The organism is Latilactobacillus sakei subsp. sakei DSM 20017 = JCM 1157 (genome assembly GCF_002370355.1).
Classification (GTDB): domain Bacteria; phylum Bacillota; class Bacilli; order Lactobacillales; family Lactobacillaceae; genus Latilactobacillus; species Latilactobacillus sakei.
Map to the genome: position 1 here is coordinate 1,539,857 of NZ_AP017929.1, position 18,135 is coordinate 1,557,991.

Sequence of the window (18,135 nt, forward strand, 5' to 3'; positions counted from 1 at the left end):
AAGGAGGCGGTTCATACGAATAGGATTAACGAATCCCTAAGGCAATTCGTGCATACCGTGACATCTTACTGGTGTCCCAGGCTGGATACCAAACAAGATTAACGTTCACATCTTTAACCTCTGGGACTTTTGCAAGTGCTTGATGAATTGAATCCGTTAAGACATCTGTTAAAGGACAGCCCATCGTCGTCAACGTCATATCGATTGTACATAGGCCCTTTTCATCTAGGTTAAGGCCGTAGACAAGTCCTAGATTAACAATATCAATCCCCAATTCAGGATCAATCACGGTTTCTAGCGCTGCTAAAATCCGTTCCTTTAAATCTTCGATTGCTGAATCGTCTTGTTGCGTGTTCATTTCTTCATCTGCCATCTGACTGCCTCCTACGCTATTTCAATAGCTTTATTATACTGTTTAACCGCTTTAGATACAATACAGGTTAATTGACAATTGAATCGTTTATCCCTAGAATGATAGCTTAAGTACCCTTTAAAGGAGGCCCTATGATGAACCAAAAATTAATCGCCTTAGACCTGGATGGCACGACTTTAAATCCAGAAGCCAAAATTTCACTTAAAACACAAGAAACACTCACCCAACTACAATCAGCTGGCCATATTGTCAGTATTGTGACTGGTCGGCCTAATCGCTTGAGTGAACCTTTCTACCATCAATTAGGGCTCACGTCACCGATGGTCAATTTTAACGGCGCCCTCATGCATATTCCTGGGCAAAATTGGTCCGACGAATATCAATACACCATTAATAAGGACGTCGTTTTTAGTCTCTTCCAATTAAAAGAACGTTTTAAAATTCAGATGATTGCCGCTGAAGGGAAAACAATGTTTTTAGCTGATCAAGCTTACAGCAATACTTTTTCGTTTTTCCCCGCAACGCTCAAATCAGATGAAATTCTAACGCGTAAATCACTTCAACAAGATCCAGCAGCTGTAACAGTCTTCGTCGAACGCGAGGACCAAGCTGCTTTGCGAGCTGAAATTTTACGCCAATTCCCCCAAGTTTCCGTTAATACGTGGGGTGGCCCAGCAAGCGTCTTAGAAATCGTGCACCACGGTATTCAAAAGGCAACTGGTCTTGAACGCTTAGCAAATCATTACCAAATTGACCAAGCCGACATTATCGCCTTTGGTGATGAAAGTAATGACTTAGACATGTTGGCCTATGCCGGTACCGGGGTCGCGATGCAAAATGCAATTGCACCAGTTAAGGCAATCGCGGATGATATTACCCCACTAACCAACGCACAAGACGGTGTAGCGAATTATTTACGTCAATATTTTAAGATGGACTAATCAAAAAGCGATCCGACTGAATTGTCGAATCGCTTTTTAAATGGATGAAACGTGCTCCTCGAGCAGCCTTTTCCGGTCAACTGCAAAATTGGGAATCATGGCGAACCCACCATAATTCCCAATTTTACTGTTAATCCTCAAAGCCTAACCAGCTCGAGTTACACTCTATTTTTCGTCGCTTTTTAAAACGCCGCCTACTGAGTAACGGTCTGGTTGCATTTCATTTAAGACAACATGCACGTGTTCTGCAGGTGCCCCTGTATTTTTTGAGATTGCTTCTGTCACGTCAGCACAAAGTTGTTTTAATTGTGCTTGACTACGACCAGCAATAAGATCGATGTGTACTAATGGCATAATAATAGCCTCCTTTTTTCGAATACTATTATTATGCCTGTTTTAGCGCAATTGGGCAACGGTAATTGCTGTGTTTTCCCCTAAAAGATTGTATAATGAGCATTAATATCGAATTTATTTGGAGGCATTATTATGAGTGAACCCCTTTATCGTCAATTAACCGCCTGTACCAGTGTTCTGGTCGGTAAAAAAGCGAGCGCAGATGGCTCGACCTTAATCGCACGAAACGAAGATAGCCAAGCTGCTTGGCCTAAACACATGGTGATTCATCCCCACCAACAATTAACGAAAGCACCTCACTTTGTTTCAAAAGACACCGGCTTTACGCTTGATCTACCACTAGAAGCCGCTAAATATACCGCAACCCCAGAATGGACCGATGAATACGGCTTATTCGAAGAAGATGGTATCAATGAATACGGCGTGGCTATGAGTGGGACCGAAAGTGCGTATAGCAATAGTCGCGTACTCGGCTTCGATCCCTACATCGATAACGGCATTGCTGAAGAAGCAATGATCACTGTTGTTTTACCATACGTGAAAACTGCCCGCGAAGGGGTTGCTCGTTTAGGCGCGATTGTCAGTGAATACGGCACAACCGAAAGTAACGGTATTCTTTTTTCAGACGTTGATGAAGTTTGGTACCTAGAAATTGGTAGTGGTCATCACTGGGTCGCGCAACGAATTCCTGATGACAGTTACGCTGTCGTGGCCAACCAACTGGCCATTCAAGAAGTTGATTTTGATCAACCAGAGGCCTTTATGACTTCTGAGGGGCTTCAAAACTTTGCCCGTGATAACCACCTCTGGCAAGCTGGCACACCGTTTAATTTCCGCAACATCTTTGGGACACAAGATCAAAGCGACCTCGTTTACAACACACCACGTGTTTGGTACGGTCAAAAGCTTTTAACACCGTCTGTTGAACAACAACCACAAGACTTTAACCTGCCCTTCTTACGCCAACCTGATGCACCTATTCAAGTCGAAGATGTCGCTCAGATTTTAGGCTCGCACTATGAAGGGACCGTCTACGATCCAATTGGTCACGGCACACCACAAGAAAAACATGCTTTCCGCCCAATTAGTTTAGCGAAAACACAAGAGTCACACATTCTTCAAATGCGTCCTAACCGCCCTGTTGATGTCAGCGGTATCCACTGGTTAGCGATGGGTGTGACTGCACAGAGCGTCTACGTGCCATTTTACGCCGGTGCTGATGATGTCCCAGTTAACTACCAAAAAGGTACAAAAGATTATTCAAAGGATTCCATCTATTGGACCTATAAATTAGCTGGTATTCTAGTCGATGCCCACTACGCTAAATTCGCTAAAGACTTAGAACAAACACAAAAACACATCAACAGTTTGATGGTGCAAAATATCGTTGCTACTGACAAGCTTGTTGCAGCTGAAACCGATGCGCACCAACGAACGATGTTGATGACCAAAGGTTCTGCTAAAGCAGCCCAACTTGCGCAACACGAAATGGAACGCCTCACTGTTAAGCTCATTACGGACAGTGCAAACCTCTCACCATTGAACTTTACAACGGATAGTAATCTCTAACGAAAAAATTCGTCCAACTGGACGAATTTTTTTATTGGCCGATAATCAGATTAATGATGATTTTGCTGTCTATTTTTTAGTAATAGATATGCTATCACTAAAATCGTTAGCGCGCTAAGCACTAACCATCCAGAAAATTTTATTTGCAGCGGTGTTTTAACTAATATCGAAATTAGAATACCACCAGCAAAACCTACTGTCCAAATCGACCAGCGCATAATCCGCTTTGTATAGTTTATTTTAGCTGTGTAAATAGTATTGCCTATATTTCTAAAAAGTAACCCGATTAGTACAACAAAATAACTTGCAGCTAATAAGATTGTCCCGATATCAAAATAGGCATCATGACTTAGCAAACTAGGTAATGAAAATGCAATTATGTATGCTCCCATTCCCAATAATAAAAAACGCATCATCCCCAAAAAATTACGTGGTATCTCCACCATCAATTCGTCAGCAATCGTTTTGACATTTTTTCCAAAATAAGTTTCAGCACTAATGTGATCTTGTTGCGCGTCCAAAATATCTTCAAGAATTACTAATAATTGTTTTTCAACTATTTCTTCGTTTCGTGTAATTGATTGACATCGCATGTATAGTAATAAATCATTATAAAACTGTCTATTTTCAGTATTTAACGCTAACCTTAGTTGGTTATTCTTTTGAATTAACGCCTTAATCTTTGTCATATTTGCGACTCCTCTTCGATTAATTTAAGAACCGTAGTTTGTAACTGGCCCCACTCATTAATAAATTCCTTTTTAGCAATCTGCCCTTCTGCCGTAATAAAATAGTATTTTCTATCTGGCCCTTCATCCGACTTTTTAATTTTGCTGACTAGCAACCCCCGTTTTTCGATGGTCGTAAGTAATGGATAAATAGTCCCTTTAGGTACGTTTTCAAGGCCATAATGATTCATTTTTTTGCTTAAACCGTAGCCATATTCTGGTCCTTTATCAAGAATCATTAGCATGATTCCTTGTAAAATTCCTTTCAGCATTTGACTTGATATTGTTTGTACCATATTAACCTCCTAACTAGTTTGTTTAACATATTAGTAGTGTAATTCAAATCAACTAGTTTGTAAAGCATAATAGTCATTATGTAAAAGGCGCTACTATCTTGATAAGCATAGTAGCGCCTCTTTAAACAATTTAAATCGTGACACAAAAAATGACAACAGCCCAGCGGAAACGCACGAAACCACTCCGGTTGTTGTCATCTATTGGCCGCTGCTTAGATTAATTCCGCCACAAGCGGCCAATTAATTATTTTCCAGAAATTCTCGATATAGTCAATGCGATTATTCTGGTATTTCAAGTAATATGCATGTTCCCAAACATCGAGACCGATCAATGGGCGATTACCACTCATGATTGGTGAATCTTGGTTAGGGGTGGTCATGATTTGCAATTCACCGTCGTGATCAACGACTAACCATGCCCAACCGGAACCAAAAACACCTAGTGCGGCATTATTGAATTCAGCTTGAAAATCTTTAAAGGTGCCAAAACGTGCTTCAATTTTTTCTAATAATTCACCTGTTGGCATCAGTGGGGCATTTTCAGTCAAAATTCGCCAGAAAAAGCTATGATTAGCGTGACCCCCTGCGTTATTGCGAATCGGTGTCTGTAATGACTCAGGAAGATCATTAATGTGTGTTAGCAAGTCGTGTAAGGATTTGCTAGCTAAGTCGGGGTGTTTTGCCAAGGCTGCGTTTAACTTCGTCACATAAGTCTTATGATGCTTATCATGATGAAGATGCATTGTTTCGGAGTCGATATAGGGATCTAAAGCAACATACTCATACGGTAATGCTGGTAATTTAAAAGTCATGGGCATCCCTCCTCTTTCTAACTCTATCATACAAGTAACCGGTCTCAAAAAGCCAATGATATGCTTTTTTTAATATTAAAAAAACTGACTAAGCATGTCGCTTAGCCAGTTTTTTTGAATGCGCGGCAGTTGTCCTTCAATTTCCGTCAACATCATGTTTGGTGTTTTATGTTGAAAGAAAATCGTGTAGTCTGCCAAACGATAATATTTAGGGCGTCGTTCGTGATATAACTCCCGTAAACCATCATGACCAAGTTGATTGACCAGTGGTCGGCGATCATTACGCGAAACGCGGCGCCAGTGCGCCTCATAACTCCCATTTAAGTAAAAGATGGGGATGCCACTTTGTTCCAGTAGATAGCGCGTCTGTGCGTCATCAACCACACCACCACCGGTCGCAATGACGACATCTTCTTGAACCAATTTTGCAAGTGCTTCAAATTCCATCTGCCGAAACGCAGATTGGCCTTTAATGGCAAAAATTTCGTTAATCGTCATCTGCTGTTCCCGCATGATGTATTTGTCCAAATCAATCCATTCGCTCTTGAAATGATGTGCGACTTTACGTGCAATGGTTGTTTTACCAGAACCCATAAACCCAATTAAAATTAACTGCATCTAGTGAATCAACCCCTGTAAATCAGTTTCAATCTAGTCTAATTGTAAAGTATCTGCCTGCAGGTTACCAGTATTTTCTAAAACGAGCGCCGTTTCATTTTTAATTGGGTACTAAATTGCGTTAATGGTAGTTGTAAAATAGTTGGCTGTCCGATCGCTTTTAAATAAACAATGTTAATCAGAGCGCCTTGATTCTTCTTGTCATGCGCAATTTTCTCAAATAATGCGGGTGATTGTAATAACGGGTGCGTGACCGGTAAGCCAACCCGTTCAAGAACAGTTTGCAGTTGTGCCGTAATTTGAGTCGGTTGTTCGAAAAGGCGACTAATCGCCATTAACCCGATACTAACCGCTTCGCCATGCGTTAACTCACCGTCTGCCAAAGACTCAACAGCATGGCCAATTGTATGACCGAAATTCAACAACCGCCGTTGCCCACTTTCTTGAACATCCGCCATCACAATCTGCGCCTTATAGGCAATGCTGCGCGCAATCAGCTCTGGGGCTTTATCCAAAATTGCAGTCGGCGATTCGATTTGTTGAACGAGGTTCCAAAAATCGGCACCGACTAAGGCCGCTACTTTGATCACTTCAGCGTAACCAGTGACTAATTGCCGTTGTGGTAGCGTCTCGAGCATTTGCGGATCAATTAAAACGAGCTCAGGTTGATAAAAAGTCCCGACTAAATTTTTTCCCGCTGGTAAATCAACAGCCGTTTTACCGCCAACGCTGCTATCCACTTGCGCTAATAAGGAAGTGGGAATTTGAATAAACGGTAAACCCCGCATATAAGTTGAGGCAACAAAACCCGTTAAATCCCCAACAACGCCGCCACCGAGAGCAATCAGACCATCACTGCGATTAAAGTTGGCCGTCACCAATGCCTCATAGAGGCTCATCGCTTGTTCGAGAGACTTAGCGGATTCGCCTGCCGGGACGGTAAGGACAGTGACCTGAAAACCAGCTTGCGTTAATTGCGCAGCAACTTGTGCTTGATACAAAGGGCCGACAATCGTATCTGTGACCAATGCAATTTTACGTGCAGACCACACCTGTTGAACTTCGCGCCCGATTGAAGTCGCTAAGCCATTTTCAATTTTAATTTGATATTCTTGCGTCGTTAAATTAACCGAAATAGTTGGCATTTTTACCACGACCGCATCAATTGATCAATCGCCCAGATCTGACGACACATTTCTAAATAAGTCGCGGGTTTCAACGCTTGTGGCCCATCGGAAAAGGCGACTTCAGGATGGTCATGAATCTCCACCATCATCCCGCTGGCACCAGTTGCTACGCCGGCTCTAGCCATCGGTGTCACCAAGTCCCATTCCCCCGTCGCATGACTTGGATCAACGATCACTGGGTAGTGTGATAATTTTTGAAGGACAGGAACCGCGTTTAAATCAAACGTATTGCGGGTATATTGATTATCAAAAGTCCGAATTCCGCGTTCTAAGAGCATGATTTGGCGATTACCGTTGGCTGCAATATACTCAGCAGCATTTAATAGATCATCAACTGTAGCGGCTAGACCACGTTTTAAAGCAACCGGAATGTTCGTCTGCCCAACGGCCTTTAACAATGAAAAGTTTTGCATATTCCGAGCCCCAATTTGGAAGACATCTGTGTATTGTGCAATTAGGGCCACATGCGTTTCATCCATGACCTCCGTAATGACATCCATGCCTGTTGCATCGGCTGCTTGGCGGAGTGCTTTGAGCCCAGCTTCACCCATTCCTTGGAATGAGTAAGGTGAAGTCCGTGGCTTATAGGCGCCACCACGCAGTAAAGTTGCGCCCCCTTCCTTGGCCACTTTAGCCATCGCTAAAATATGCTCAGCTGATTCTACCGAACATGGCCCGGCCATCATCGTAAACTGCTCGCCACCAATTGTACTGTGTGGTAATTGAATGATTGTATTTTCAGGTTGGAATAATCGACTACTTAAAACATAACTTGGTTCATCAGTTGTCATTGAATCGACGCCTGCTTGTTCTGCAGCAGTTAATGTCACTTCCTTAAGTCCAATTAATGCGACGTGTTGTGCTGATTGGTAAACCACGACACCAGCTTGGCGTTGTCGTTCACAAAAATCTTGGATGAGTGATTTGCTCGTTGTTGCTTTAAATTGAATAATCATGATGCATCATTGCCTCCATTTAGATGTTGGTAAATTGGCGTTGTCGCCATTGATTCGTTGGTCCAGAATTCAAAACTCAAGGCCGCTTGTTCAATCAGCATGCCCAGGCCATTTTGCGTTTTTAAATGCGCTTTTTGAGCTGCTTTTAAAAACGCAGTCTCTCGCGGTGCGTAAATTAGATCTGCGACAAGGCTATCTTCGGGCAAATATTGCAGTAAGTTAATTGGTAAGGGATTACCCGGCGTTGCGGCCATGCCAATATTGGTTGCATTAATTAAACAATCAGCATTTTGCAAGGCAGTTGCCAATGCTAACTGGTCATCGTACGGTTCAACAGTAATCTGTAGACCACTAGCAACGCTAATTTGAGCCAATCGTTGAATGACTGAATCATAAGTCGCATTAGCACGTTTAAAAACGGTCATCTGCTGCACACCATACCGCACGGCAGCCTCAATTACCGCTAGTGCCGCCCCACCAGCACCTAGAATAACGACAGAACGATATCTGCGTTGGGGATGTGCTTTTTGTAAGGCACGCCAAAAACCATCACCATCCGTATTGGTTGCTGTTAAATGGCCAGCCTCATTTTTAATGGTATTAATGGCCCCCACTAATTTAGCCGTTGGCGTTAAGTCGTCCACTAGCGGGACAAGTGATTGCTTATAAGGCATCGATAGATTAACGCCCCGAATACCTAGCGCCTTAATTGCGCTGGCGATTGCTGCCGGTGTTGCCTGACTATCGAAGACGGCATAGCGCGCATCCATTTGAATTTGGTGAAAACCAGTATTGTGAATAAAGGGTGATAAGCTATGTTGCGCTGGGTGCGCAATCAAGCCATAAAGTGCTGTATAACCTGATATCATTGCATTTTTCCTCTAGCAACTATCATACTTTAAATAATCGGCTTTTTAAAGTCGTTTTTAAAAGCACTCGTATTGTTCATAGCCTGAAATATATTTCCCCGATTGTATTGACAGGTGTTATTTATTTAAAGTAAAATAAAAACATCAACTGAAAGCGCTTCGCTTATTCAGACGGAAAGGCTGTCTATCTATGCAAATTATGAATCAAACGCTCACAACGAATCACCAGGACTTTCAAGTTACAGCCTACTGGCTAGATTCCAATCAAGATTTTAACAACACTCGCTATCAACCGGTCGTGATTATCTGCCCAGGAGGTGGTTTTCGCTACCATTCACAGCGTGAAACAGAACCAATTGTCTTAAAGGCATTAGCTGAAGGCTGCCATGCAGTTGTCTTACCTTATCAACTCATCGAACCAAACCAAATGGTTTATCCTACAGCACTCCAACAGCTCGCTAAAACGATCGAGTGGATTACAGATCAATCAGAAGTGCAAAAGGTTGATCCCGAACGAATCGTACTCGTTGGTTTCTCAGCTGGTGGGCATCTAGTGGCTACTTTTAACGGTATCGCTACTAACCCTGAACTGAACACACAATATTAACTCGACAGTTATCGTGGCCACCATGCCGCAGTTATTTTGAGCTATCCTGTCATTGATTTAGACGCTGGTTTTCCTAAAGAAGAAAGTGAAAAAGAGCGGATTACAACTGATCAACGTCTCTGGCACGCACAGGACACATTAACAAAATGGGCCAAACCGTGTTTCGTATGGCAAACGGCAACTGATGAACTCGTACCAGCCATCAATTCATTACTGTACGTCACTGAACTAAATCGGTTAAACATCACAACTGAGTATCACTTATTCAGTGATGGTGTTCACGGTTTGGCATTGGCCAATAAAGTAACCCAGCGTCCCGGTAAACCACAAGACGTTAATGAACCGGTTGCCCAGTGGCTCCCGCTTGCGCTAACTTGGTTGGCAGAAATCGATATTGCTCATCGTTAAAAGTTTAAACGATCACAAAAAGGAGTTGGGATAAAATCCCGGCTCTTTTTTTAATGTTAAGATTAAACGTTACTAATCTTTAAATTGCCTAATCCCATTAATTCCTCTAAAATAGTGACTAATGTTATTTAATAGCGAGGTCGAATATGAAAAAATTAATCATTGGTTTCATTTTATTATTAAGTCTCATTTGTCTAGCGCCAACTGCTACCTATGCAAGAGCCGGTGGGGCTTCAGGTGGTGGCGGTGGTTCAACCTCTAGTGGTTCGTTTGGAGGCAGCACAAGTACGACCACCGACAGAACAACGAACAATTATTACGGTCGCCGGGGTTACTACGGGCCCCGTAGTTTTCTCAACAACCTCGTTTTTGCAATCTTTTTTATCATATCAGCCTTCTTAATGATTATCCGCAAGAAACGCGACTGGCTAGCGCGGCGTCACGAACGGGCTCTATCACGAACCGTCACGATTGACGATGCAACCCGCGAACGTTTTGAAGAATGCTTTTACCAAATCGAAGCTGCTTGGACCACCAATGATCTTAGTTTGGTCGCACCGCTCATGACCCCTCATTTCCAACGGCAGCAACAACGTATTTTAAATCGTTATCAACGCCAACATAAACATAATCAGCTGGAAAGTCTGACCATCATCTCAGAGGAACTGATCCTATCGGACAATCCAAACGTCCGTAAAGTCCTTGTAACGGCCCAAATGCGCGATTATTTCACTAATGACCGCTCATCAGACGAAGATAATGAAAAACGCCGTGAAGCAACTTATATCGAACGTTTCAGCGAAATCTGGGAATTCAAACAGGTTGACGGACAATATCTCGTCAACCATATCGATCAATCTCTTTAAGAAAGTGAGTTTTTGAAATGCACCTCGAGTTTACTACCGGTCAAACCCAAACGGCAGTTTCCCTAATGCCACGCCATTTGGACGACTGTTTGCACGAACTAATCCTCATCAATCAAAAAAAAGACGCCATCGATATTCTCGAATGGCGCCTTGATTATTGGCAAGCTCCTGCACAACTATTGACCGCTGCTGAAAAAATAGCCGCGCTTGATTTGCCCTTAATTTTAACGGTTAGAACCACTAACGATGGTGGCTTAGCATCAGCTCAAGACTACCTCACCTACTACGCTCCCTTGATCAAAGCCCATATTGGTCAAGCAATCGATTTAGAGTGGTCACTAGCAGCCGAGCAACGTCATCAATTGGTTGAATTAGCCCATCAACAGCATTACCAAGTGCTTTTGAGTCATCATGATACCGTTCAAACACCGGATAATGATACCTTGCGCACGCAATTATTAGCCATGCAAGCCGACCCTGATGCGGACCTCTTGAAATTAGCGACGACGGCCCAATCACCAGCAGATACAACCCGCTTGTTAGCAGCCACTCAAAGTTTTACGCATCAATTCGATAAACCATTGACGACAATGGCAATGTCTGAATTTGGTGTCGCCTCGCGAATCTTTGGCGGTCAATTTGGCTCAGTTATCAGTTTTGGCTATCTCGAAACACCTAGCGCGCCCGGCCAACTACCAATTGAGCAACTAAAAGGTTTACTGACAACTAATCAAGCTTAAATTAAGCATAAAAAGAGCCCAACAAATTGAATTGTTGGACTCTTTTTTATATCTTTAGTTTCTTTCAACGTTTAATTCGTTCATCTTAATCATTGTATCGACCGCTTTTTCCATCGTTTGAACTGAAACGAATTCGTAGCGACCATGCATATTTTCAGCACCGGCAAAGATATTTGGTGTTGGAATTCCCATGAATGAAATCTTAGAACCATCTGTCCCACCACGAACGGGTTCGATTAATGGTTTGATATCGATTGCTTCCATAGCGTCCTTAGCCAAATCAACAACATCCATATGATCTTTTAAGACTTCTGCCATGTTGTAATATTGATCTTTAATGGTTGCTTTAACGCGACCTTCACCGTATTTAGCATTCATGTCTTCAGCCACTTTAGCAGCAAATGCTTTACGTGTTTCTAAACCATCGCGATCAAAATCACGGATGATATAGGCCATGTGTGCTTCATCAACAGTACCGTCTAAGCTCAATAAGTGATAGAAACCTTGACGGCCATCTGTTTTTTCAGGTACTTCATCGCGTGGGAAAGCATCTTGGAAATCAACAGCAACTTGTAAAGCGTTAATCATGATGTCTTTAGCTTCACTAGGATGCACGTTTTTACCTTGAATATCAACTTTCATTGCAGCTGCATTAAATGTTTCATATTCAAGTTGACCAATTGGGCCGCCATCCATTGTATAAGCGAAGTCTGTTGCAAAATCTTCAGCGTCGAAGCGATCAGCACCTGTGCCGATTTCTTCATCTGGTCCTAAACCAATCTTGATGTCGCCATGTTTGATTTCAGGATGTTGGATGAAGTAATCCATCGCTGTGATAATTTCAGCAACCCCAGATTTATCATCTGAACCTAATAATGTTGAGCCGTCTGTTGTAATTAATGTTTGGCCCTTATAGTTTTTCATGTTAGGGAATTCTTTAGGATCTAAAACAAATTGACCAGCTTCGTCTAATTTGATAATTGATTCGCCATCATAATTTTCAATTGTTTGGGGATTAACACCCTTGGCATTGAAATCTGCTGTATCAACGTGAGATAAAAAGCCCATTGTTGGCACTTTTTTATCGATATTACTTGGTAATAACGCTGTAACATAGCCGTTTTTTTCGTTATACTTAACGTCGCTTAAGCCGATTTCTTTCAAGTCATCCATCAATTTGTGTAAGAAAACCACTTGTGTTTGTGTTGATGGAATCGTCGTCGCATTTTCGTCTGAACGAGTTTCTGTTGTGATATATTCTAGAAAACGCGGAATTAATTTTTCATATTTAGCCATGGTGAAGCCTCCTAGATATTATTTAATACTAATTCTATTCTAACCTACTTCGCATTAAAAATAAATGTAAACGGATCAGTTTTTTGCTGAGATTTAATAAAAGTAACTTGCCAATCGTTTATTTGACGCCATTCTTCAAATAACGCAGTCATCTTAGTCTTCACAATGCTTTCAATATGATGACCAGGATCGATAACGGATAATCCGGCCGCTAACATGTCATGACCCGTATGATAATAAACGTCACCAGTAATATACAAATCAGCCTTGGCTTGCAGAGCAGCGGGGAAGAACTTACCACCATCACCGCCAACTACTGCAACTGTTTCAACTAATTTATCAGGTTCATTTGAAATCAAGCGGAGACCGGTTAAATCAAACGTTTCGCAAACAAATTGGGCGTAGTCCCGGACTGTCATTGGTTGATCAACTTGACCAATGCGCCCGATCCCGATAGGTTGTTGTTGATTAGCCAATGGGATTAAATCATACGCTGGTTCTTCGTAAGGATGTACAGCAAGCATCGCTTTTAACACGCGGTTCTTTTTAGCTGCTGGTAAAATAACCTCTATTTTAACTTCAGCAACCGCTTCTGCCTGACCCGCTTGTCCAATAAACGGATCAGCCGCAGCTTGCGGTTCAAAACGACCGGTGCCTTCAGCGCTAAAACTGCAGTTTTGATAGTTTCCTAATTCACCGGCACCAGCTTGCCCTAACGCTTGGCGTACCACATCCGCATGTGTTTCAGGTACGAAAACAGCCAATTTCATTAATGCTTCATAATCAGTCACGTTGAACGGTTGCACATTTTTAAGTGCTAACGCTGCTGCCAACCAATCATTCATCCCACCTTGCGCCTTATCGAGATTGGTATGGGCTGCATAGACCGTCATATCATGCGTCAGTATATCAGCGTACATCTTATTTTGCGGATCACTTAGATCAAGATTGCGTGCAGGTCGGAACATCACTGGGTGGTGGGCAAAAATAAAATCGATCTCGTTATCAATCGCTTCTTGGACCACTTCCGGCCGAACATCTAATGTGACGAGTACTTTCTTAACCACCTTATCACGGCGACCAATTTGAAAACCTGTTGGATCATTACCCTCTCTAAGCGCTAATGGCGCATACTCTTCAATCGCCGCAATCAAGTCACTCGCGATTAATTGTCCCATGTTTGAACCTCCTCAATTAATTGAATTTCATGTTGCACTGTAGCAATTTTTTCAGTTGGCGTGACCTGAGCACCTTGAAGTTGCACCAATAAATGACGTTTCTTATTTAATAAAGTTGACCATTTCAATTGGAAATCTGCCGGTTGACAGCGTCGTAAAACTGGGCCGAATACTAAGTCAGCTTCGTCGAGTTCAACAGTCTCAGTTCTTGGTTCACCAACGATGACTTCGTAAATATGACCGTCTTCAGCAACGATTGCTTCTTCTACAATGGCGTAGTGGTGCTTCATTAACCATTCCCGGACGGTGGGTTCCATAATATTAGGTTGTAGGACTAATCGTTCGTGCCCGTTTAGATGTGCTAAGCCACGTTCCAATATTTCAGTAATCAATAGACCACCCATCCCCGCAATCACAATACAGGTGACTTGGTCTTCTTCGGGGTTAAGCACTTCGACACCATCACCTAACCGGACTTGAATTTGGTCCTCTAAGTGCCATTGGATCACATGTGTTTGGGTTGATTCAAAAGGTCCAGCAACCACTTCACCCGCGATGGCCCCCTTTAATCGTTTTTGCTCTGTGAGCCAGATTGGTAAATAAGCATGATCTGAGCCGATATCAGCAACGATGCTATCTTGTGGGACGAACTGCGCAACTGCAGCTAAACGTTTCGATAAATTAATTGGTGACAAAAATAAAACTCCATTCTAGAAACTTTGATTGTTACAGTTAGTATACCAAATTTTGAGCGTCAAAGCAGACTAAGCTCGCATCAAACAATCGTCTCATTATGAATATTGATTGTCGTTAAAGGTTGCATAATCATCCTCGCCGTTCTATACTCTAGTTAAATAAAAGAAAGCGTTTTAAATAATGATTTGGAGGTTGTCCTATGTCTATCTTCTTAAGTGTTGTCCTTTTAATGCTCGGTCTCTATCAGGTTTACGCAACTTTAAATACTTTCAAGTATTTAAAAACAGAGGCCAATCGCAACGTTTCGTACTTCATGCCAATTGCCCTGTACTCAGGGGGCTTAATGGCACTCATGATGATTGGCTTTGGGTTATGGGGCATTTTCAATCTTTAGCAAACGCTCTATCAGTGTCTTTAGTGTTGAAAGATACATCTAGTTGACATAAGATTTATTATTTGAAGTATTGTCCAAATTAAAAACGGCCATCTTTTTAGATGACCGTTTTTTGAATTTATTCTAAGAAATCTTTTAATTGTTTTGAACGCGATGGGTGGCGTAGTTTCCGCAATGCTTTGGCTTCGATTTGACGAATCCGTTCGCGGGTTACACCGAATACTTTACCCACTTCTTCTAACGTCCGTGTCCGACCATCATCAAGACCGAAACGTAAACGTAAGACGTTTTCTTCACGATCTGTTAAGGTGTCTAGGACACTTTCTAATTGTTCTTTCAACAATTCATAAGAAGCATGTTCTTCAGGACTAGTTGCATCTTGATCTTCGATAAAATCGCCTAAGTGTGAGTCGTCCTCTTCACCGATTGGGGTTTCAAGGGAAACTGGTTCTTGAGCAATCTTCAAGATTTCACGAACTTTATCCGTGTTCATATCCATTTCAGCCCCAATTTCTTCAGGCGTTGGTTCGCGCCCTAAATCTTGGAGTAATTGACGTTGAATCCGGATTAACTTGTTAACCGTTTCAACCATGTGAACTGGAATCCGAATTGTCCGAGCTTGATCGGCAATCGCACGCGTAATCGCTTGACGAATCCACCATGTGGCGTAAGTTGAGAACTTGAACCCTTTACGATGATCAAATTTTTCAACAGCCTTCATTAAGCCCATGTTCCCTTCTTGGATTAAATCCAAGAATTGCATGCCACGGCCGACGTACCGTTTAGCGATTGAGACCACCAAACGTAAGTTAGCTTCGGCAAGACGTTGTTTAGCTTCTTGATCACCTTGTTCGATTCTCAAGGCCAAGTCAACTTCTTGTTGCGCATTTAAAAGAGAAACACGTCCGATTTCCTTAAGATACATCTGAACAGGATCATTGATTTTGATCCCAGTTGGTGCAGACATATCTTTTAATTCTTTAGCAGAAACTTTTTCTTTTTTTAATGTGGCAGCACTTGGATTCCCGTCTTCATCGACGATCCCAATCCCGTGATCTTCCACTTGTTGCATTAATTCGTTGATTTCATCTGCTTCAAGTGCAAATGGTTTAACGATTTTTGCCACTAATTCATCATTGGTGATTTCTTTTTTGGGTTTGTATTCCTTAATTAAGGCCTTAACCGCAGTGTCTAATTTCTTCGTATCAGCTTTTTTATTGTCAGCCATTCAGAAACCTCCTAGTTAATATCTCATTTCATTTGCGAAACAAGTTGTATCACTTCATTAGTTAACCGTAGTTCCTCACTATGATTGCCTAATTTAGTTGCCTCTTTTAAGGCGATTTTTGCTTCTTTTAAACGTTCCTGAATCGAATTTTGCCCGATGACCGCCAAACAATCGTTCAACGCTTCTTGATTAGCCTCTTCAGGTAAATCAAGAAGATCAATCTGAACGACTAGTTCCTGCAAGTCATCTGGAATATAACTCGTGAAACCCGCTATATCAGCCGGTTGCCCTTCTGCGATGAAGGACCGCCATAACTCATATAAGAGTTGATACGGGGTGTGCACAAAGCTAAAGTCTGCATTATTTTCGAGTTGTAAACGCACATCTTCGTTATGAATCAGCATGTGCAAAATTTCTTGCTCAGCATGCTCAATCCGCGTTAACCGTTTAGGTTGTCGCTTGGGCGCAATCGTCCGTGGATCGCCAAAAGCCCCAGCCATTTCTTCTGGCGGTAGCGGTGGCGCCTGAAAATCATTAAAGTATGGCGGTGCTTCCGGTTGTCCCACCTGATTGATGGGGACTTGCGTGGCATGTTTAACCCGCACCGTTTGTAACTGCCGCTTCAATGTATCCAGCGTAATCCCGCTATCGGCTTCGACCTGTTTCAAGTAAACTTCGATTGCTAAAGGCGACTCAACACGCGCCACAACTTCTAATGCTTGTTGTACGTAATCAAGCTGGTCCTTCTCGTTATCGAGGTTTAACCCTTGTTTCAAGTAACGCAATTCAAACGCAATGGGCGTTTCCGTTCCATTTTGCAAGGTTTCCTTAAATTGCGGACCACCATATTGACGGACGTACTCATCCGGATCGACGCCGCCTGGTAAGACGACGACGCTCAATTCAAGTGTCGTATGCTGTTGCAATAGGTTAATCGCCCGTTTCATCGCTTCAATCCCGGGTTGATCCCCATCATAACACACCACTAATTCCTGCGCTTGTTGTGCCAATAGGTTCAACTGCTCGGTGGTCAAACTCGTCCCCATTGACGCGACACCGTTGACGACATCCGCCGAATAGGCCGCAATCACATCCATAAAGCCTTCAAAAAGATAAACTTTTTTGGATTGATGAATGGTTTGTTTAGCCAAATCATAGTTAAACAGTACTTTCCGCTTATTAAAAATCACGGTTTCAGGGCTATTTAAATATTTTGGTTGATCCGGCTGTTTGGTTAAAACCCGCCCGGAAAAGGCGATGACCTCACCCTGCGCATTTCGAATTGGGAACATTACCCGCCCAGAAAAACGATCGTGTAACTTACCCGTTTGTGTTTCAATAAACAATCCGGATTGGCGCAATACCTGATAAGGAATATCCTTATTCTGGAAAAACGTCAACAATAGATCCGATTGATCCGGTAAATAACCAATACTAAAGGTCTCAATTAACGCATCGGTCATCTGTCGTTCGTGTAAATAATCAAGCGCTAGTTGCCCAGCCACCGTACTAGTTAAAATATGTTTAAACAGTTCGTTGGCTTGTTGATAGAGTTGCTTAAACTGCGTAACCTCGCTTGATTCGCGATGAACAGCAGTTGGCTTATAACTATCCGCCAATGTCACTCCAGCAAAATCTGCGACCTTCGTCAGTGCTTCTGGAAAACTAATTTGTTCCAATTCCATCAAGAACTTGAAGACGTTCCCCCCGCGACCGCAAGAAAAACAATGGAAAATCTGTTTCTCTTCACTCACAGAAAATGATGGTGTCTTCTCATCATGAAAAGGACAAACCCCAAATAAGTTCTTGCCGGCTTTCTTGAGTTGAACGTATTGACCAACAACATCAACAATATTAGTCTGGCTCCGAATCTCATCGATGACTTCGTTCGGAATCTTACCCGCCATTGGTCTCACCTCACAATTCACTTCAATTTGTACTAAGACTGTAAAAGCCGCACCTCACAATGAAATGCGACTCTTAGGATTATCAGCACAAAAATACACTATATATCATAGC

Annotated in this window: 21 protein-coding genes; 7 read left to right on the forward strand and 14 right to left on the reverse strand. The window is 42.4% G+C overall.

All coding sequences use genetic code 11. From position 1 onward, the window contains the following. Positions 1-25 precede the first annotated feature (25 nt). On the reverse strand, positions 26-373 hold the full coding sequence (locus tag LEUCM_RS07670) for a metal-sulfur cluster assembly factor (RefSeq protein WP_011374602.1): 348 nt from the start codon (positions 371-373) through the stop codon (positions 26-28). 134 nt (positions 374-507) lie between these two features. Between LEUCM_RS07670 and LEUCM_RS07675 the strand changes: the two genes are divergently transcribed. Beyond that, positions 508-1,314 carry a Cof-type HAD-IIB family hydrolase gene (locus tag LEUCM_RS07675; RefSeq protein WP_025015797.1) on the forward strand — a complete coding sequence of 269 codons (807 nt, stop codon included), beginning with the start codon at positions 508-510 and terminating at the stop codon, positions 1,312-1,314. A gap of 165 nt (positions 1,315-1,479) precedes the next feature. Here the strand turns inward: LEUCM_RS07675 and thmT are convergent, their stop codons facing one another. Beyond that, entirely contained in the window at positions 1,480-1,668 is a 189-nt protein-coding gene (thmT, locus tag LEUCM_RS07680; RefSeq protein WP_011374600.1) for a 2-hydroxymuconate tautomerase, read from the reverse strand. Positions 1,669-1,800: 132 nt separating this feature from the next. On the opposite strand from thmT, the gene LEUCM_RS07685 reads away from it, so the two are divergent. Continuing rightward, on the forward strand, positions 1,801-3,237 hold the full coding sequence (locus LEUCM_RS07685) for a C69 family dipeptidase (RefSeq protein ID WP_016265063.1): 1,437 nt from the start codon (positions 1,801-1,803) through the stop codon (positions 3,235-3,237). 50 nt (positions 3,238-3,287) lie between these two features. On the opposite strand, the gene LEUCM_RS07690 is transcribed toward LEUCM_RS07685, so the two are convergent. From LEUCM_RS07690 to aroE, 7 genes are all read right to left on the reverse strand, one after another. Further along, the gene (locus tag LEUCM_RS07690; RefSeq protein ID WP_016265062.1) at positions 3,288-3,926 is read right to left on the reverse strand and encodes a hypothetical protein; all 639 of its coding nucleotides are present in this window, start codon (positions 3,924-3,926) and stop codon (positions 3,288-3,290) included. Further along, on the reverse strand, positions 3,923-4,261 hold the full coding sequence (locus LEUCM_RS07695; RefSeq protein ID WP_016265061.1) for a PadR family transcriptional regulator: 339 nt from the start codon (positions 4,259-4,261) through the stop codon (positions 3,923-3,925). The genes LEUCM_RS07690 and LEUCM_RS07695 overlap by 4 nt, the downstream gene beginning before the upstream one ends. 212 nt (positions 4,262-4,473) lie before the next feature. Beyond that, a complete protein-coding gene (locus LEUCM_RS07700; RefSeq protein WP_016265060.1) occupies positions 4,474-5,073 on the reverse strand; it encodes a superoxide dismutase in 600 nt (199 codons plus the stop codon). 75 nt (positions 5,074-5,148) lie between these two features. After that, on the reverse strand, positions 5,149-5,691 hold the full coding sequence (locus LEUCM_RS07705; protein ID WP_025015798.1) for a shikimate kinase: 543 nt from the start codon (positions 5,689-5,691) through the stop codon (positions 5,149-5,151). A gap of 77 nt (positions 5,692-5,768) precedes the next feature. Then, positions 5,769-6,836 (reverse strand): 3-dehydroquinate synthase, encoded by a 1,068-nt coding sequence (aroB, locus tag LEUCM_RS07710; RefSeq protein WP_016265059.1) that lies wholly within the window; start codon positions 6,834-6,836, stop codon positions 5,769-5,771. A 2-nt stretch (positions 6,837-6,838) separates the two neighbouring features. After that, positions 6,839-7,834, reverse strand: coding sequence for a 3-deoxy-7-phosphoheptulonate synthase (gene aroF, locus LEUCM_RS07715; RefSeq protein ID WP_016265058.1), 996 nt, complete (start codon positions 7,832-7,834; stop codon positions 6,839-6,841). Then, positions 7,831-8,703, reverse strand: coding sequence for a shikimate dehydrogenase (gene aroE, locus LEUCM_RS07720; RefSeq protein WP_016265057.1), 873 nt, complete (start codon positions 8,701-8,703; stop codon positions 7,831-7,833). The genes aroF and aroE overlap by 4 nt, the downstream gene beginning before the upstream one ends. Positions 8,704-8,893: 190 nt before the next feature. Between aroE and LEUCM_RS10020 the strand changes: the two genes are divergently transcribed. The 4 genes from LEUCM_RS10020 to aroD all read left to right on the forward strand — a co-directional run bounded on the left by LEUCM_RS10020 (position 8,894) and on the right by aroD (position 11,324). Continuing rightward, on the forward strand, positions 8,894-9,310 hold the full coding sequence (locus LEUCM_RS10020; RefSeq protein ID WP_016265056.1) for an alpha/beta hydrolase: 417 nt from the start codon (positions 8,894-8,896) through the stop codon (positions 9,308-9,310). Positions 9,311-9,346: 36 nt separating this feature from the next. After that, positions 9,347-9,718 carry an alpha/beta hydrolase family protein gene (locus tag LEUCM_RS10025; protein WP_016265055.1) on the forward strand — a complete coding sequence of 124 codons (372 nt, stop codon included), beginning with the start codon at positions 9,347-9,349 and terminating at the stop codon, positions 9,716-9,718. A gap of 146 nt (positions 9,719-9,864) precedes the next feature. After that, complete coding sequence (locus LEUCM_RS07730; protein ID WP_016265054.1) at positions 9,865-10,584, forward strand: Tim44 domain-containing protein; 720 nt, start codon at positions 9,865-9,867, stop codon at positions 10,582-10,584. Between the two features lie 17 nt (positions 10,585-10,601). Then, positions 10,602-11,324 (forward strand): type I 3-dehydroquinate dehydratase, encoded by a 723-nt coding sequence (aroD, locus tag LEUCM_RS07735; protein ID WP_025015799.1) that lies wholly within the window; start codon positions 10,602-10,604, stop codon positions 11,322-11,324. Positions 11,325-11,378: 54 nt separating this feature from the next. Here the strand turns inward: aroD and pepT are convergent, their stop codons facing one another. The 3 genes from pepT to LEUCM_RS07750 are packed head-to-tail and all read right to left on the reverse strand — an operon-like array spanning position 11,379 to position 14,493. After that, complete coding sequence (pepT, locus tag LEUCM_RS07740; RefSeq protein ID WP_025015800.1) at positions 11,379-12,620, reverse strand: peptidase T; 1,242 nt, start codon at positions 12,618-12,620, stop codon at positions 11,379-11,381. A 44-nt stretch (positions 12,621-12,664) separates the two neighbouring features. After that, a complete protein-coding gene (locus tag LEUCM_RS07745) occupies positions 12,665-13,798 on the reverse strand; it encodes a Nif3-like dinuclear metal center hexameric protein (RefSeq protein ID WP_016265052.1) in 1,134 nt (377 codons plus the stop codon). Beyond that, positions 13,786-14,493, reverse strand: coding sequence for a tRNA (adenine(22)-N(1))-methyltransferase (locus LEUCM_RS07750; protein ID WP_025015801.1), 708 nt, complete (start codon positions 14,491-14,493; stop codon positions 13,786-13,788). Before LEUCM_RS07750 ends, LEUCM_RS07745 begins: the two co-directional genes overlap by 13 nt. 200 nt (positions 14,494-14,693) lie before the next feature. Here LEUCM_RS07750 and LEUCM_RS07755 point away from each other — a divergent pair, with 200 nt between their 5' ends. Beyond that, positions 14,694-14,888 (forward strand): hypothetical protein, encoded by a 195-nt coding sequence (locus LEUCM_RS07755; RefSeq protein ID WP_016265050.1) that lies wholly within the window; start codon positions 14,694-14,696, stop codon positions 14,886-14,888. Between the two features lie 118 nt (positions 14,889-15,006). Here LEUCM_RS07755 and rpoD read toward each other — a convergent pair whose 3' ends face one another. Next, on the reverse strand, positions 15,007-16,116 hold the full coding sequence (gene rpoD / locus LEUCM_RS07760; protein ID WP_025015802.1) for an RNA polymerase sigma factor RpoD: 1,110 nt from the start codon (positions 16,114-16,116) through the stop codon (positions 15,007-15,009). A gap of 23 nt (positions 16,117-16,139) precedes the next feature. After that, positions 16,140-18,023, reverse strand: a complete 1,884-nt coding sequence (gene dnaG, locus LEUCM_RS07765) for a DNA primase (RefSeq protein WP_025015803.1) — start codon at positions 18,021-18,023, stop codon at positions 16,140-16,142. Positions 18,024-18,135: the final 112 nt, after the last annotated feature.